This window comes from Ureibacillus sp. MALMAid1270, assembly GCF_049202975.1.
Taxonomy (GTDB): Bacteria; Bacillota; Bacilli; order Bacillales_A; family Planococcaceae; genus Ureibacillus.
Genome location: NZ_JBMIRP010000099.1, coordinates 176,313 through 193,350, shown reverse-complemented (window position 1 = coordinate 193,350; position 17,038 = coordinate 176,313). Strand labels below are relative to the sequence as shown.

Annotated in this window: 16 protein-coding genes; 15 read left to right on the top strand and 1 reads right to left on the bottom strand. The window is 35.4% G+C overall.

Annotation, left to right across the window (positions count from 1 at the left end):
* The first annotated feature begins 11 nt into the window (after positions 1-11).
* The 14 genes from ACOQFO_RS17670 (at position 12) to ACOQFO_RS17605 (ending at position 15,920) form a co-directional block, all read left to right on the top strand.
* A complete protein-coding gene (locus ACOQFO_RS17670; RefSeq protein ID WP_421690994.1) occupies positions 12-2,204 on the top strand; it encodes a penicillin-binding protein in 2,193 nt (730 codons plus the stop codon).
* A gap of 114 nt (positions 2,205-2,318) precedes the next feature.
* Positions 2,319-4,322 (top strand): stage V sporulation protein D, encoded by a 2,004-nt coding sequence (locus ACOQFO_RS17665; RefSeq protein WP_421690993.1) that lies wholly within the window; start codon positions 2,319-2,321, stop codon positions 4,320-4,322.
* 68 nt (positions 4,323-4,390) lie between these two features.
* Positions 4,391-5,374: a phospho-N-acetylmuramoyl-pentapeptide-transferase gene (gene mraY, locus ACOQFO_RS17660; protein ID WP_421690992.1), complete on the top strand. Its 984-nt coding sequence runs from the start codon at positions 4,391-4,393 to the stop codon at positions 5,372-5,374.
* Positions 5,371-6,723 carry a UDP-N-acetylmuramoyl-L-alanine--D-glutamate ligase gene (gene murD, locus ACOQFO_RS17655; protein WP_421690991.1) on the top strand — a complete coding sequence of 451 codons (1,353 nt, stop codon included), beginning with the start codon at positions 5,371-5,373 and terminating at the stop codon, positions 6,721-6,723. Before mraY ends, murD begins: the two co-directional genes overlap by 4 nt.
* 24 nt (positions 6,724-6,747) lie before the next feature.
* The gene (locus ACOQFO_RS17650) at positions 6,748-7,836 is read left to right on the top strand and encodes an FtsW/RodA/SpoVE family cell cycle protein (protein ID WP_421691088.1); all 1,089 of its coding nucleotides are present in this window, start codon (positions 6,748-6,750) and stop codon (positions 7,834-7,836) included.
* A gap of 19 nt (positions 7,837-7,855) precedes the next feature.
* Positions 7,856-8,728 (top strand): cell division protein FtsQ/DivIB, encoded by an 873-nt coding sequence (locus tag ACOQFO_RS17645; protein WP_421690990.1) that lies wholly within the window; start codon positions 7,856-7,858, stop codon positions 8,726-8,728.
* The gene (locus ACOQFO_RS17640; protein ID WP_421690989.1) at positions 8,721-9,434 is read left to right on the top strand and encodes a DUF881 domain-containing protein; all 714 of its coding nucleotides are present in this window, start codon (positions 8,721-8,723) and stop codon (positions 9,432-9,434) included. The genes ACOQFO_RS17645 and ACOQFO_RS17640 overlap by 8 nt, the downstream gene beginning before the upstream one ends.
* Before the next feature lie 22 nt (positions 9,435-9,456).
* On the top strand, positions 9,457-10,182 hold the full coding sequence (locus tag ACOQFO_RS17635) for a DUF881 domain-containing protein (RefSeq protein ID WP_421690988.1): 726 nt from the start codon (positions 9,457-9,459) through the stop codon (positions 10,180-10,182).
* A gap of 45 nt (positions 10,183-10,227) precedes the next feature.
* Positions 10,228-10,599, top strand: coding sequence for a small basic family protein (locus tag ACOQFO_RS17630; protein WP_421690987.1), 372 nt, complete (start codon positions 10,228-10,230; stop codon positions 10,597-10,599).
* Positions 10,600-10,694: 95 nt separating this feature from the next.
* A complete protein-coding gene (ftsA, locus tag ACOQFO_RS17625) occupies positions 10,695-11,987 on the top strand; it encodes a cell division protein FtsA (protein WP_421690986.1) in 1,293 nt (430 codons plus the stop codon).
* Positions 11,988-12,026: 39 nt separating this feature from the next.
* Positions 12,027-13,181: a cell division protein FtsZ gene (gene ftsZ, locus ACOQFO_RS17620; protein ID WP_421690985.1), complete on the top strand. Its 1,155-nt coding sequence runs from the start codon at positions 12,027-12,029 to the stop codon at positions 13,179-13,181.
* A gap of 203 nt (positions 13,182-13,384) precedes the next feature.
* A complete protein-coding gene (locus ACOQFO_RS17615) occupies positions 13,385-14,164 on the top strand; it encodes an ABC transporter ATP-binding protein (protein ID WP_421690984.1) in 780 nt (259 codons plus the stop codon).
* A 15-nt stretch (positions 14,165-14,179) separates the two neighbouring features.
* On the top strand, positions 14,180-15,136 hold the full coding sequence (locus tag ACOQFO_RS17610) for an ABC transporter substrate-binding protein (protein ID WP_421690983.1): 957 nt from the start codon (positions 14,180-14,182) through the stop codon (positions 15,134-15,136).
* A gap of 19 nt (positions 15,137-15,155) precedes the next feature.
* Positions 15,156-15,920, top strand: a complete 765-nt coding sequence (locus tag ACOQFO_RS17605; RefSeq protein WP_421690982.1) for an ABC transporter permease — start codon at positions 15,156-15,158, stop codon at positions 15,918-15,920.
* Between the two features lie 42 nt (positions 15,921-15,962).
* Here the strand turns inward: ACOQFO_RS17605 and ACOQFO_RS17600 are convergent, their stop codons facing one another.
* Positions 15,963-16,394, bottom strand: a complete 432-nt coding sequence (locus tag ACOQFO_RS17600; RefSeq protein ID WP_421690981.1) for a winged helix-turn-helix transcriptional regulator — start codon at positions 16,392-16,394, stop codon at positions 15,963-15,965.
* Positions 16,395-16,519: 125 nt separating this feature from the next.
* On the opposite strand from ACOQFO_RS17600, the gene ACOQFO_RS17595 reads away from it, so the two are divergent.
* Positions 16,520-17,035 carry a DUF4242 domain-containing protein gene (locus tag ACOQFO_RS17595; RefSeq protein ID WP_421690980.1) on the top strand — a complete coding sequence of 172 codons (516 nt, stop codon included), beginning with the start codon at positions 16,520-16,522 and terminating at the stop codon, positions 17,033-17,035.
* The last annotated feature ends 3 nt before the right edge of the window (positions 17,036-17,038 follow it).

The window sequence follows — 17,038 nt, the reverse complement described above, 5'->3', positions numbered from 1 at the left end:
GAGCCTTTCTAATGTTAGTTATATATGGAGGGCTCTTTTTTGCATTATTCGTAAAAATTGTTCATATACAAGCGACAGGGGTCGTCAATGGTCAAGTATTAGAGGCTCGAGCTGCAGCGTTGTACGAAAAAGAAGCAGTGCTGACGGCAGAAAGAGGGAAAATTTTAGACCGAGGTGGCAGTGTCATTGCGGAGGATACATTAAGTTATCGATTGATCGCAGTTGTTAGCCCGATCGCCACTACTAATCCTGAAAAACCAAGGCATGTAGTAGATCCAGAAAAAACGGCTGAAATACTTGCGAAATATATTGAAATGGATGAAGCAAATATTTATAAAAATTTAACAAAGAAAATAACAGATAGTAAAACAGGAGAGTTAAAACAGCCATACCAAGTAGAATTTGGTACAGCAGGTAGAAGTATAAGTCATGAAATCAAAACAGCAATAGAAGCGGAAAATCTACCAGGTATTCTATTTACCAGCGATTCAAAAAGATACTATCCGAACGGACCATTTGCTTCACATTTAATCGGATTTGCTTTAAAAGAAAAACAAGATGATGGGGAAACCTATAAAACTGTCGGAAAGATGGGATTAGAACTTTTTTATAATAAAGAGCTTACAGGTGTAGATGGCAGTATGCAATATAAAAGTGATGCTTTTCACTACTTGCTGCCTAATAGTGAGCAAATGATTAAACCAGCTCAAAATGGTAGTGATATTTATTTAACCATTGATAAAACTATTCAAAACTTTTTAGAAGAATCAATGACTTCAGTATTTAATGAGTACGACCCAAAATCCATGGTTGCAATCATTGCTGATCCTAAAACCGGTGAAATATTAGCAATGAGCCAACGCCCAACATTCAATCCAGAAAATAGAATTGGTTTAGAAGATTGGTTGAATACAGCAACACAAAAAATATTAGAGCCTGGCTCGACTATGAAAGTTTTCACACTCGCAACAGCTATTGAAACAGGTAATTGGCATCCAGGTGCAACATTCCAATCAGGTTCTTATACTTTGTTAGATAGAACGATCCGAGATCATAACTATGTTGGTTGGGGACCAATTACATTCTTAGAAGGAATACAACGTTCCTCTAACACGGCCATGGCGTATCTATTAGAGGATATTGGAAATGATACTTTCATAGAGTATTTAGATAAATTTGGATTTGGCAAACCAACAGGTATTGATTTACCCGGTGAAGTTAACGGGAAAATATTAACGGATTATCCAATTGACTATGTAACAACTTCTTATGGTCAAGGTTCAACAGTAACCCCTATTCAACTTGTACAAGCGATGACAGCGATTGCAAATGATGGACAAATGATGCAACCTTACTTGATTAAGAAAATCGTAGATTCAAATGGTGAAGTGGTACAAAAACATGAGCCAAAAGTAAAAGGTAACCCTGTCTCATCAAGTACAGCTGAACAAGTTCGTGAAATTTTAGCTTCTACAGTTACTTCAGAAAAAGGAACAGCCCAAAAATTTGCAATTGAAGGATATGAAGTGGCAGGTAAAACTGGTACTGCCTACATTGCAGATTCCGATGGTTCAGGAAAATATTTAACGGGTCAAAATAACTATTTATACTCCTTTTTAGGTATGGCTCCAGCTGATGATCCTCAACTTATCATGTATGTTGCAGTAAAACAACCACAGTTAGAAGCTGGAGAATTCGGTTCAGACCCGGTTTCTAAAGTGTTTACTTCTGTAATGGAAAACAGTTTAAAATATTTAAATATTGATCCGGAAAATGTGGCAGAAGTAGATACTTATAAAATAGAAAACTATGTTTCTAAAAATGCAGCTGATGTGGAACAAAATTTACTTAGTGCAGGTTTTAAGCCTGTCATCATTGGTGAAGGTGGAAAAATAGTAGAACAATATCCAAGTGAAGGATTGCAATTAACAAAAGGTAGTTTAGTATATTTAAAAACCGAGGGAAGCATAACAGTCCCTGATTTTACTAATTGGTCATTACGTAATTTGCTTATCTATAAAAATATGTCTGGACTAGAAATTGAAATTTCTGGGGAAGGATATGTTGAAAGTCAGAGTGTTTCAAAAGGTGCGATAATAACAGATTCTTCACCAATCGTAGTGAATTTAAAAACACCTGAACAAATCTACTTATCACCTAAAGATAACGAAACATTGGAAGAGGAAGATTTACCACAAGACTAATAAATTTTCTTCCATCTACTTTAAAACAGAATTGATTTTGTATGTATCCGCAATCTATCAGAATACAAGTCCAATTTTTTTCATACCTTGTTAAAAACGAGGTGTGAATGTCGAATGAAGTGGATTTCGAGCGTATCGAAAAAACGATTGAGACTAATAGTATATGCCTTTATGTTATTCGGGCTTGCTGTCGTCATTCGATTGTTTTATGTACAGGTTCTCAAACACGATGAATTTACGGAACTAGCAAAACAGAACTGGGATAGAGAAGTACCTTTTGCGTCAGAACGCGGTGAAATTACAGATCGTAATGGAGAAGTAATTGTAACAAACAAATTAGCACCCACCCTTTATTTTATGCCTGCACAAAACGATAATATTGAAGAAGCAGCAAGAAAAATAGCAGAAGTATTAGATTTAGATGAAAAAAAGTTATATGAAAAAATGAATTCAAAATCTTATCTAGTTAAGCTTGCACCAGAAGCAAAAAATATTACTTATGAACAGGCAGTACAAATTCAAGGTCTAAAAATAGACGGGCTATATAGTGGTGTCGACTACGTTAGACATTATCCATATGGTTCCCTATTATCTCGATTCCTTGGATTTACGGGATATGATACACAGGGGCTTGCTGGTATCGAATATCAATATGACAAGCTATTAACCTCTAAATCTGCAGCAATTCGTTTATATACAGATGCTGCAGGGAATGCGCTTCCTCATGTAGATGATGAATGGAGAGATGGAGAACAAGGAGCTACTGTTGAACTAACTATAGACTTGGAAGTACAAAAGGTAGTGGAACGAGAATTATCTCAAGCAATGGAGAAGTATGATGCAGATCAAGCCTTAGCCATTGCGATGAACCCTAAAACAGGTGAAATTTTGGGACTCGCCTCATATCCGACTTACAATCCAGCGAATTTTACAGAAGTGGATCAATCAATCTACAATAGGAATTTACCGGTATGGATGACATATGAACCGGGTTCTACATTTAAAATCATCACACTTAGTGCTGCACTTGAAGAGGGCGTAGTGGATTTAGAAAAAGATCGTTTTTATGACCCGGGCTATACGATGGTAGAGGGTGCTAGACTCCGCTGTTGGAAGCGAGAAGGTCATAAAGATGAAACATTCCTACAAGTTGTGGAAAATTCATGTAACCCAGGCTTTATAGAATTAGGACAACGTGTTGGTGCTGACAAATTAATGGAGTATATTAAGGATTTTGGGTTTGGTGAAGCTACTGGATCTAATATTCCAGGTGAAGCTAAAGGGATTTTATTCTCTAAAGAAAATTTCGGTCCTGTAGAACACGCCACAACCTCCTTTGGTCAGGGTATTTCGGTAACCCCAATACAACAAATTACAGCAGTAGCAGCAGCTGTAAATGGTGGGAAATTATTCACACCATATGTTGTATCGAAAGTCTATGATTCAGAAACAGGGAAAGTTATACTTGAAAATACTCCTACATTGAAGAAACAAGTTATTAGTGAAGAAACGTCAGCTCAAGTCCGCAGTGCACTAGAATCGGTAGTGGCAAACGGATCAGGTCGACAAGCCTACCGTGACGGTCTTCGTATTGGTGGAAAAACTGGTACTGCTCAAAAAGTACAAGACCGAAGATACATGGAAGGTAACTATATTGTTTCCTTCATCGGTTTTGCTCCAGCAGATGATCCAGAAATTATCGTTTATGTAGCGGTAGATAATCCAAAAAGCGCAACTGTATTTGGTAGTACAATTGCTGCACCAATTGTTGGTCAAATTATTGAAGATATCGCTCCAACAATCGGACTTGAAGTTGACCGTGAAGGACAATTGGAAAAGGAGTACCGTTGGGGGGATCCAATTACAGACCGCGTACCGAATTTAGTAGGTCTATCAGTTGATGAAATTATGAAATTACAATACCCTTATCGTATTGAAACACATGGTGAAGGGAAACTTGTTATTAACCAATTACCAGAACCAGAAAATATTCTTGAAGTTGATGGTACCATTCATCTATATTTGGGTAATGAATCAGTAGGTACAAATACGAATTCAGAAAATAGTGCCGATTCGAATAAGGATACGTCAAAGAAACCAAGTGATGAACCGAACTAATTCGTGTATTAACTATTGAATCGTATAAAAAGTTAGTATGATAGAACATGATTTAAAGGAGATTTAACATGACAATCGCAACAACAATAACCATTTTAGCAATTTCATTCTTCATTTCAGTGATTCTTGCACCATTTTTAATTCCTATTTTACGTAGGTTAAAGTTTGGGCAAAGCATCCGTGAAGAGGGCCCTAAGTCTCATATGAAAAAAGCAGGAACCCCGACGATGGGTGGTATCATCTTTATAATATCAATTATTGCTACAACGGTCATTGTTGGTAATTATAATAATGTATTCACTACCCATACGGTCGTTCTACTTCTTGTTTTATGTGGTTTTGGTTTAATCGGCTTTTTAGATGATGGTATTAAAGTAATATTTAAACGCAATTTAGGGCTTACTTCACTTCAAAAGTTAGTAGGACAAATTATTATTTCCATTCTTTCTTACTTACTTTTACGTGCACGTATAGTTGACTTTGATACAAGTATAAATATACCTTTTGTAGATTGGTCATTTGATTTAGGTATTTTTTATGTTGGTTTCTTAATTTTCTGGTTAGTAGGTTTCTCAAATGCTGTGAATTTAACAGATGGTCTAGATGGTCTTGTAGCAGGAACAGCATCCATTGCATTTACAGCATTCGGTGTAATTGCTTTATTTAACGATCAAGTTGATGTAGCGATTTTTACTTTTGCAATTACTGGAGCGCTTCTAGGGTTTTTACTGTTTAATGCAAATCCAGCAAAAGTATTTATGGGTGATACGGGATCCTTAGCGCTTGGAGGATCCCTTGCGTTGGTATCAATACTCGTTAAGCAAGAGCTACTATTATTACTAATCGGATTAATCTTTGTTATAGAAACATTATCAGTTATGCTTCAAGTGGCTTATTTTAAGTTAACTGGAGGTAAACGAATCTTTAAAATGACCCCGATTCATCATCACTTTGAATTATCTGGTTGGTCTGAAAGAAAAGTTGTTCTTGTGTTTTGGTTTACTGCACTGATTGTGGCATTAATAGGAGTTTTATCGGAGGCATTACTATGATACAATATGCTAATTTTCAACATAAAAAAGTATTGGTTTTAGGTTTGGCTAAAAGTGGTGTGGCTGCAGCGGAGCTTTTGCATGAATTAGGAGCTTTCGTGACAGTAAATGATTCAAAGCCATTTGAAGAAAATCCACAAGCACAAAGCTTATTGCAAAAGGGAATAACGGTCATATGTGGCAGACATCCAGAAGACTTACTGGATGAAGGATTTGAAGTCATTGTTAAAAATCCTGGAATTCCATATACTAATCCGATTATTCAGGATGCATTAAATCGACAACTGCCTGTCATCACGGAAGTTGAGCTTGCTTATCTAATAAGTGAGGCACCTTTTATCGGTATTACAGGTACAAATGGGAAAACAACAACAACCACATTAGTATATGAGATGTTGAAAAACGGAAATCGAAATCCTCTAATAGCTGGAAATATTGGTACGGTTGCTTGTGGTGTTGCTAAAGAGGCGTCAAAAGATGATTGTATCGTAATTGAATTATCTTCGTTTCAATTAATGGGAATCCAAACCTTTAAACCGAAAATTGCTATATTAACAAATCTATATGATGCCCATTTAGATTATCATGGAACATTTGATGAATATGCAAAGGCCAAACTTAACATTACGAAAAATCAAGATGAATCCGATTGGTTAATTTATAATGCAAATCAGCAAATTGTAGAAGAGTATGTGAAGAATTCAAAAGCTAAAAAAATTCCTTTTCAATCTACAAAAAGAACAGAGGAAGGGATTAGTGCAGATGATCAAATGATTTATTGGGAAGGGCAACCATTTATCGACCGATCAATCATTGCACTTCCCGGGAAACATAATCTAGAGAATATATTAGCTGCGGTTGCTGCATGTATTCTTTATGGATGTGACAAAGAGAAAATTGAAGAAGTGTTACAAACTTTTTCTGGTGTTCGTCATCGTACACAATTTGTTAGAAATTGGCAAGGCAGAAAAATCTATAACGATTCTAAAGCGACGAATTGTCTAGCAACAAAAGTAGCCCTAGATGCTTTTAAAGAATCGACGATACTAATTGCTGGCGGCTTAGAACGCGGTCATTCATTTGAAGAATTGCGTGATTCGATGAAAAACGTTATTGGTGTCGTTGCATTTGGACAAACGAAATCACGTTTCATCGAATTTGCGAAATCCTGTGGTGTAGATACTACAATTGAAGCTGAAAACGTAGAAGATGCTGTTGAAAAAGCAGCGGCGATTTCAAACACAGGAAATGTTATTTTATTATCGCCTGCATGTGCAAGCTGGGATCAATATCCGAATTTTGAAGTGCGTGGTGATTTGTTTATAGAGGCTGTTATGAAGCTAAATTAAGTAATAGAAGAAAGGATGCCTTAACTGAAGTTTACTTTTAAGAGGCTATTTATTATCTCTGCAATATTGTTATCAGTTGTTGGGGTCTTGTTTGTTTACTCTGCTGGTACATATTGGAGCTCGATTCATTATGAAGGGGATATGCCCTTCTATATTCGACAATCCATTTTTCTAGTCATTGCATTAATTGTATTTATGTTCATAACAAATATGCCAATATTTACAGAAGAAAAAACGTGGGTCATATTATACGTTATTTCATTAGTCTTATTAGTATTAGTTTTAATACCTGGGATTGGTCTTTCAAGAAATGGTTCACAAAGTTGGATAGGACTTGGTCCACTAACAATGCAACCAGCGGAATTAGTAAAAATTACAACTCTAATGTATTTAAGCTTTTTGTTGAGTAAAGTGAAAAATAGTGAAAGAGTTGTACAATTCAAGCACTTTTTAATACTAATTATCCCAAGTGCTCTCATTATGTTACAGCCCGATTTTGGTTCAGTATTTATCTTAGTTGTTTCTGCTTTCATATTACTCTTCGTGGCGCGATATCCTGTTAAGCTGTATGTGGGAGTCATTGCACTTGGTGTAATAGGATTAGTAGGATTAATCATCTCGGCTCCATATCGATTACAGCGAATATTTGCGTTTATCGATCCATGGGGCGACCCATTAGGTGCAGGATTCCAAGGAGTTCAATCTATGCTTGCCATTGGGCCGGCTGGATTATTGGGCCATGGATTTGGAGATAGTCGTCAAAAATTTCTTTACTTACCTGAGCCTCAAAATGATTTTATTTTTTCAATCATATTAGAGGAAATTGGTTTATTGGGTGGATGTTTAGTTCTATTCCTATTTGGAATGTTCATCTATTCAGGAGTTGGACTTGCTATGCAATCAACTCAAAGCTCTCAATTTTATGCAATTGTTTCACTCGTTAGTATGATTGGATTCCAAGCTTGTTTAAATATTGGAGTTGTAATCGGAATTATCCCTGTAACAGGTGTAACACTACCATTTATCAGTTATGGTGGAACTTCACTAATGATCATTTGGTTTATAGTAGCTATAGTAGTAAGTTTTTCAAATCGAACCGAAACAGTTAAATAATTAGGAAGGAGGAGTAAAAATGGAGAAAATAATAGACATTGAAGATCGCATACCAACACTTAGAGAAAAAAGAAGAAAAAGAACGAATAAAAAATTTATATTTCTCATTACATTATTTTTTATTACCTTATTTTTACTCCTTTATTTCCAATCTCCGTATAGTGACTTAAAAACCATCCAAATTAAAGGGGCAAACCTAGTTGATGAGAATGTATACATAGAACAATCGAAATTAGAGGTTGGACAATCTATGTGGAGTTTTAGGGAAAAAGAGATTGAGGAAAACTTAAAAACATTAGATTGGGTTAAAAATATAGAGGTTAACAAAAAGTGGCTAACTTCAGTAGAAATAAAGATAGAGGAATGGCAGAAAGTAGCATACATCTCCGAACAAAATGTGTTTTATCCAATTTTAGAAAATGGAGTCATTTTTAAGGAATCAAGCACTACTGCACCGATCGATGCACCTATTTTTTTATCCTTTGAGGATAGTGAATTGAGAAAGAAACTACTAAAAGAATTAGCCGACTTGAAACCAACAGTTTCAGCATTAATCTCACAAATTAATGCAACGCCAACAGAATCTGATCCATACGCTATCACGTTATTTATGAATGATGGTTATGAAGTGAGGGCTGAAATCACTTCATTAGCAGAGAAACTAAACTATTATCCATCTATAGTTGCTCAAATCGAAAATGCTGGAGAATTTGAAAAAGGTATTATTGATATTGAAGTTGGAACATACTATAGGTCTTACACTAAAGAATATGCATATAAATATTCAGATGATCTAGACATTACAAATGCTGATGAAATGATCGAAGTCGATGCCTCGACTACTGATAATAATGCTGATACAGACGAAAAGGAAGTTTTAGCAGATGAGTAGAAACAAATATATGAAAACACCTTCTCGAAAAAGTATGATTATGTTAATTGTATGCATCGTAACAGGATTTATTATCGGATATTCTTACAATTTAACAAAAGATAATAAAAAAATTTCTAGTCCGTATGTTGACCCTAATGAATCTTATCGTGAAGATTTAATAGAGCAAAAAGAAAGAAATAAAGAACTCACAGAAGAATTAAACCAACTTACAACGACGATTCGTGATTACGAAAAGTCCTTTGCTTCAAACAAAAACGAATATGAAGTTCTTCTTGAAGAAGCGGAAAGATTACGATTGATGTTGGGTGACATACCTGCAGTTGGAAAAGGAATCCGTATCACGCTTAATGACGCAGAATACAATCCAAACAATACAAATCCAAATGATTATATCGTTCATGAAAGTCACATATTTAAAGTCATCAATGAATTAAAAATATCAGGTGCTGAAGCAATAGCCATTAACGGTCAGAGATTAAAAACAAATTCGTATATTAATTGTACTGGCCCTGTTATTACGATAGATGGGAAACAATATCCTGCACCTTTCGTCATTGAAGCTGTAGGCAATCCAGAAGTCTTAATACCATCTTTACAAATTGTAGGTGGTGTCTTTGACCAATTAATAAATGATCAAATCGTCGTAACGATAGAACAAGCTGAACAAATTGAAATGCCTACAATAAACGAAAACCAAAGTTAGGACACGACTGGGGGGAACAGACATGATGAACAAACAAGTGGTGACCCGAATTACAATTGTGTCGTTTATAGTAGGACTGATGGTTGCTGTTCAATATAATACAGTAAAAGAGCCATCTGAACGAGATACACGAGATTCTTGGGAAATTAGACAGGAATTATCAGAAGAAAAGAAAAGACACTCCCAATTGCTTTCAGAAATATTGTCTTTAAATGAAATTGTGAATGAATACAAAAATACTGGAACTGAGGACCAAGGAGAAATTCTTTCAAATACTGTAGAGCAATTAAAGAAAGAAGCAGGACTTTTAGATGTAACTGGCCCTGGTGTAGAACTTACGATAAAACCTGCTATGGAATTAGTTCAGGCAGGATTTCCAATAAAACCAATTTCCCCGGAATTATTATATCGTTTAGTCAATGAAATAAACCGATTCGATGGTCAATATATAGAAATTGATGGGCAAAGGATTGTTCATACAACGGCAATCCGTGATATTAATGGCGCGACAACAGTCAATGGTATTCCAATTAGTGAAACTTATGTAGAAATTAAAATTATCACTGAAACCTTTGAAAAAGCAGAGAAACTAAATAACTATTTAAACGTTTCTTCATTTAAAGATACTTTTTATATTGATAATCTAAATTTAGACATAGGTAAACCAGTGAGAAGCTTGACGATTTCTGAATATGATGGCTCTTTATCAAATGAATTTTTGCTTCATAAAACAGAAATTTCTAATTAGTATAAATATATTCGTTTAAATCGAACAACCAAAGGGGAATAAACTATGTGGTTGCCATTTTTAGGATTAATATTAGGACTAGCCTTTGGACTTTTAACCGATATACAAATTCCTACAATGTATGAAAACTATTTATCCATCGCTGTATTAGCGGCACTAGATACATTATTCGGTGGTATCCGTGCTTACTTACAACAAGTTTACGATGATAAAGTATTCATTTCAGGATTTTTCTTCAATATTGTGTTAGCAGCTAGTCTTGCTTTTTTAGGTGTTCATCTAGGTGTTGATTTGTATTTAGCTGCCATTTTTGCATTTGGTGTCCGCCTATTCCAAAATATTGCAGTAATTCGACGAATTTTGATACAAAAATGGGATGAAAGACATTTAAAAAAGAGTGAAAAAACAGTAGAATAGCTGTAAAATCTAATAGTAGGTAGATATTACTTTAGACAATAGTGATCATTTACAATAGAATGAGTGTAAGAGTAATCGAAGGAGGTGCGGTGAAGTTGAAAAACCAAGAAATTTATATTTCACTAGACATAGGCTCATCTTCAATAAAAGTATTGATCGGAGAAGTTAATAACGAACAATTACATGTCATCGGGGTCGGAAATGTGAAATCAAGTGGCGTTCGAAAAGGAGCGATTGTTGATATTGATGCAACAGTACAATCTATTCGAAAAGCGATTGATGAAGCAGAACGAATGACAGGCATTACCATAAATGAAGTAGTGTTAGGTATTCCGGCAAATCAAACTGCATTACAATCTGTAAAAGGTGTTGTGGCAGTTAACAGCGATAATCGTGAAATCACGGATGATGATTTAGAAAGAGTTATTGAATCCGCACAAGTAATGTCGATTCCCCCTGAACGAGAAGTTGTAAATCTTTTACCAAAACAATTTATAGTTGATAATCTAGACGAAATCAAAGACCCTCGTGGTATGATTGGTATCCGTTTGGAAATGGATGCTACTATGATTACAACATCAAAAACCTTATTACATAACGTTTTACGTTGCGTAGAACGTTCAGGGTTGAAAATTAGAGAAATCTATTTGCAACCTTTAGCTGCTGGTTACTTTGCTCTAACAGAAGATGAAAAGAATCAAGGTACAGCATTTATTGATCTAGGTGGAGGTTCTACAACGATCTCAGTCTTTGAAGATGGCCTCTTAACTCATGCTGGTGTAGTACCAGTTGGAGGAGAACATATAACAAAAGATTTAGCTATCATATTAAAAACAACAACAGAATATGCAGAGAAAATTAAGAAACAATTTGGACATGCCTTTTATGATGACGCATCAGAAGATGAAATTTTTGAAGTTCCTGTATCTGGAACAGATATGGTTGACCAATACAACCAAAAATTTATCTCTGAAATTATCGGAGTTAGATTAGAAGAAATGTTTGAATTAGTATTGGACGAGCTTGCTAGATTAGGAGTTCGAGATTTACCTGGTGGTATCGTAATCTCTGGTGGTGTTGCGCAATTAGAAGGTGTTGCACAATTAGCTCGTCAAGTAATGCAAACTCGTGTTAGAGTGTATACACCGGATTATATTGGTGTACGTGAACCAGCTTATACAACAGCTGTGGGATTAATTAAATATGCTAGTATGGAAGATGAGTATTATGGCAGAAGTCATTCAACTCAAGTTACGTATGCACAAGTTGGAGCAAGTAGTACTACTCCTCCTAAAAAGCATTCAAATTCTGGTGAAAAAACCGATAACAGTAATAAGACAAGTGTCATCAACAAAGCTAAGAAACTATTCGATAAATTCTTTGAATAGTACGCGAAATATACGACTAGTATGGTAGGAGGAAAAACAATGTTGGAATTTGATACTACTATCGACCAGCTAGCTAACATCAAGGTAATTGGAGTTGGTGGCGGCGGTAACAACGCAGTTAATAGAATGATTGAACATGGAGTACAAGGTGTTGACTTTATTGCAGTTAATACAGATGCTCAAGCTTTAAATCTATCAAAAGCAGAATATAGATTACAGATTGGTAATAAACTAACTCGCGGTCTTGGTGCTGGAGCGAATCCTGAAGTAGGAAAAAAAGCAGCTGAAGAAAGCCGTGAGCAAATTGAAGAAGTACTTCGCGGTGCAGATATGGTCTTCGTAACTGCTGGAATGGGTGGAGGTACTGGAACTGGTGCTGCGCCTGTAATTGCTTCTATTGCACGTGATTTAGGTGCATTAACAGTTGGTGTAGTAACTCGTCCTTTCTCCTTTGAAGGAAAGAAACGCCAAACACAAGCAATTGGTGGTATTGCAGCTATGAAAGAGGCTGTAGACACACTAATAGTCATTCCTAATGATAAACTTCTACAAATTGTAGATAAAAATACACCAATGCTTGAAGCATTCCGTGAAGCTGATAATGTTTTACGTCAAGGTGTACAAGGTATCTCCGATTTAATCGCAACACCAGGATTAATCAACCTTGACTTTGCTGACGTAAAAACTATCATGTCTGATAAAGGTTCTGCATTAATGGGTATCGGTATCGCTACTGGTGAAAATCGTGCAACTGAAGCTGCTAAAAAAGCGATTTCAAGTCCATTATTAGAAACTTCAATCGATGGTGCTAAAGGTGTTATCATGAACATCACGGGTGGATCTAATTTAAGTTTATTTGAAGTGCAAGAAGCTGCTGATATCGTAGCATCTGCGTCAGATGAAGAAGTAAATATGATCTTTGGTTCCGTGATTAACGAAAACTTAAATGACGAAATTATCGTTACAGTAATTGCGACAGGATTTACTGAAGAAGTTTTATCACAACAACCAAAAGCTCGTAGTTTAAATGGTGCAGTTCGTAATACACAAGCACAACCAACAACTACTAATCGTGATCGTTTTGAACAAGCTCCACATGAACAACCAGTTCGTACGAGCAATCAAGTAAACCAAGCGCAAGAAGATGTGTTAGATATTCCAACATTTTTACGCAACCGTAATCGCAATCGATAAATTCTTCTTAACATTATAAAATCGGAAAAGATGGAGTCTGTATTTTACAGGCACCATCTTTTTTTTGACAATTTTATAAATTCATCTTATTAAAAAATTTCAAAAATTTAGTTGTTTTTTTATACACAGTATAATAAAATAACTTAAAACATACAAAACCTAGTAAATTAGTTAGTTTAATTGGTTAAAGGGAGAGGGAATGATTGAGTAATATCCTTATTTCTGTGAATCATGTTTCCAAACGCTATGGAAAGTCCGAGCATGATGAATTAATTCTTAATGATATATCTTTTAATGTAAAAAAAGGTGAAGTAGTTGCATTACTTGGAAAAAGTGGGTGTGGAAAAAGTACGCTATTAAACTTAATTGGTGGATTTGAACCGATTACCAAAGGTGACATCAAATTAGATGGAGAGGCTATTCGTAAACCTAGTAAACGGTGTATCATGCTCATGCAAAACTATGGGTTATTACCATGGCGGTCTGTACTTAAAAATGTGGAATTTGCACTTGAGAATATCAATATTTCAAAAGAAGAAAGAAGAGAAAAAGCCATTCATTTTTTGACAATGGTTGGTTTAGAAAATCGAATAAACGTACTACCCAGTGAGTTATCTGGAGGAATGCAACAGCGTGTAGCTATTGCAAGAGCGTTAGCCATTCAACCAGAAGTCATATTGATGGATGAACCATTTGCAGCTCTTGATACATTTACACGTTATTACTTACAACAAGAATTGCTGAACATTCAAATGAAAGAGAAAACAACGATTATTCTAGTCACGCATGATATCGATGAGGCGATTTTCCTTGCAGATCGAGTTCTAATTTTAAATGCAAACCCTGGTCGAATTCATAAAGCGATTGACATTAAGTTAATGAAACCAAGAGATCGTTCTAGTGCAGATTTTCAGCATTACCGTGAACTCATATTTAAAGAATTCGAATTTACAAACCAAGTTGAAATAGAATATAGCATTTAGGGATGGAGAATATCTATGAAAAAGAAACTGGTCTTTTTATTTACTATTTTATCGTTACTACTCGTCGTTGCAGCATGTGGCACGAACGAGCAAGCTGGAACAACTGAATCAGCTGAGGAAAAGAAAGTCATTAAAATTGGTTACTTACCAATAACGCACGCTGCACCTTTATTTTTACAAAATGAAAAAGAATATGAGGATTATGAAATTGAACTTGTGAAATTTGGGTCATGGCCAGAATTAATGGATGCCTTAAATACTGGGAGAGTTGATGGTGCTTCGGTTTTAATTCAATTAGCAATGAAAGCAAAAGAAAACGGAGTTGATTTAAAAGCTGTTGCACTTGGTCATCGTGATGGAAATGTTGTTGTTGTATCTCCTGAGATTAATAGTGTACAAGATTTAAAAGGTCAAACATTCGCCATTCCTAATCGATTCTCTACACATAATGTATTACTTTACCAAATGCTTAAAAAAGAAGGTATACAGTATGAAGAAGTAAATGTCATTGAACTTCCACCAGCTGAAATGCCAGCAGCACTTGCTGAAGGTCGAATAGCGGGTTATGTAGTAGCAGAACCATTTGGTGCAATTTCAGTATCACTTGAAAAAGGAAAAGTATTATACCAATCAGAAGATATTTGGGAAAACTCTATTGATTGTGGATTAGTATTACGTGGTCAATTCATTAATGAAAATGAAGAAATTGCTAAAAAATTCGTCCAAGATTATGTATCAGGTGGAGAACTTGCTCAAGCAAATGACGAATATGCACACGAAACAATTGGAAATTACATTAACGTTGAAGATGAAGTATTAGATTTATCATTACAGTGGATTTCTTATGATGATTTAAAAATAAACGAAGATGCATATGCAATATTAACAGATGCATTAGTGGAAATGAACTTATCAGAAGCACCACCAACTTATGAAGACTTTGTTAATACAACATTAATTGAAGAAGAATAGACTGGAGGTTGGAGTCAAAGTGAAATTAAAACATTTAGCACCAGCATTCATTGGCTTTATACTACTAATAATCTTTTGGCAATTAATTGTTGTTATTGGAAACTATGAAGCAGCACTTTTTCCCCCACCGCTTCAAGTAGGTGAGGCAATTATTGAATTATTTGCAGAAGGAACAATCTGGAGTCATATTCAAATTAGTTTATTCCGATTCTTTGTTGGCTATTTAGTGGCGGTTGTTATCGCAATTATTCTAGGGCTAATTTTAGGACGCATGACAAAAATATGGTCGATTATAGATCCGATTGCACAAGTGTTAAGACCAGTATCGCCGATTGCTTGGTCGCCATTTATCGTACTTTGGTTTGGAATAGGAGATATGCCAGCCATTGTCATTATCTTTATTGCTGCATTTTTCCCAGTATTGTTATCTACAGTGGCTGCTGTCAATAAGGTCGACAAAGTATACTTGCAAGTTGGGGCAAATTTTGAATTATCCCGCTCGCAACTGCTGACTAGGATTGTATTTCCAGCGTCATTCCCGATTATTGCAAACGGTCTACGTATGGCCATTGGATCAGCATGGATTTTCTTAGTAGCAGGGGAAATGGTTGGGGCGCAATCTGGACTAGGTTATTTAATAATTGATTCGAGAAACTCGTTAAGTTTAGATGTTGTGTTAGCATGCATTATCTTTATTGGTATTTTAGGATTCATTTTAGATAAAGCGATTCGCATGTTTGAAAATTGGGTCTCACGGGTTTGGGGAGGAAATGTGTCGGTATAGTAAGTTGATGTTTACTAAAACGTCAACTTACTATGAAAGCTATTATTTCGTTTCAATCGGTTGTATTCGAATTGTATTGACCCTTTTTCCACTTTTTTTAGAATAATAGCCAATCTCAACTCGTTCATTTGTTTCTGGATCGACAATTTCCTTATAACAAGGTTGCAAGTGTTCACTACCCCAAATAATTATGGAATTAAATACCATTTCCAACGCTTTTCCTTTTTCCGTTAACGAGTAGGAATAACGCGGTGGATGAGCGGAATAAAGCTCAGAATTAACGAGGCCAGACTCTTCAAGTGTCTTTAATCGTTCAGATAATAAATTTGCAGAAAGACCAGGTAGGTTAATTTTTATATCATTAAAATATGTTTTGCCAGTTAGCAATTCATGTAAGATAAGTAATGTCCAACGATCACCAATAATATTTAACGTTTGGGCGATGTTACAGCGTAAGTCGTAGCGCGTTTTCAATATTCCTTCCTCCTTATGCAATAATTTTAGCATAATGGGAATAATTAGTTCAATTAAGTTGTTTTTTAGTACTGAGTATAATAAAATAACTTTGTAAGAAAACAAACAATTCGGAGGGATTTACTATGAGTTTATTTTTAGCAGAAATTACAATAAGTGGTGTAACAAACAAGGAGCAATTTAACGAGTTAATAGTAAAAGTGCAAGCTTACGAAAATGTGTCTGTTATTGAGGTTCAAGTTGCAAAAAATTTCAACCGTGCGTATTTCATTTTAGAAACAAACAACGAAGAAAATGCTAGAAAAGCATTGCAAAACATAGGGGTTCAAGCAGACTTAGTGAAAGAAGTTCGTTTAGTCGGTAAAGAACTTGAAGATGTAAAAAATAACAATGAAGCAGTGAACTACTTAGTAGAATGGGAAATCCCTTCTGAAATTACTATGGATCAATATTTAGCTCGAAAAAAGAAAAACTCTGTTCATTATGAAGAAGTGCCAGAAGTAAAATTCTCACGTACTTACGTGTGTGAAGACATGACAAAATGTTTATGTTTCTATGACGCTCCAGACGAGGCTGCTGTAAAACGTGCTCGTGAAGCTGTTCAAACACCAATTACTTCATTAACTGAATTAGCAGATTAAACT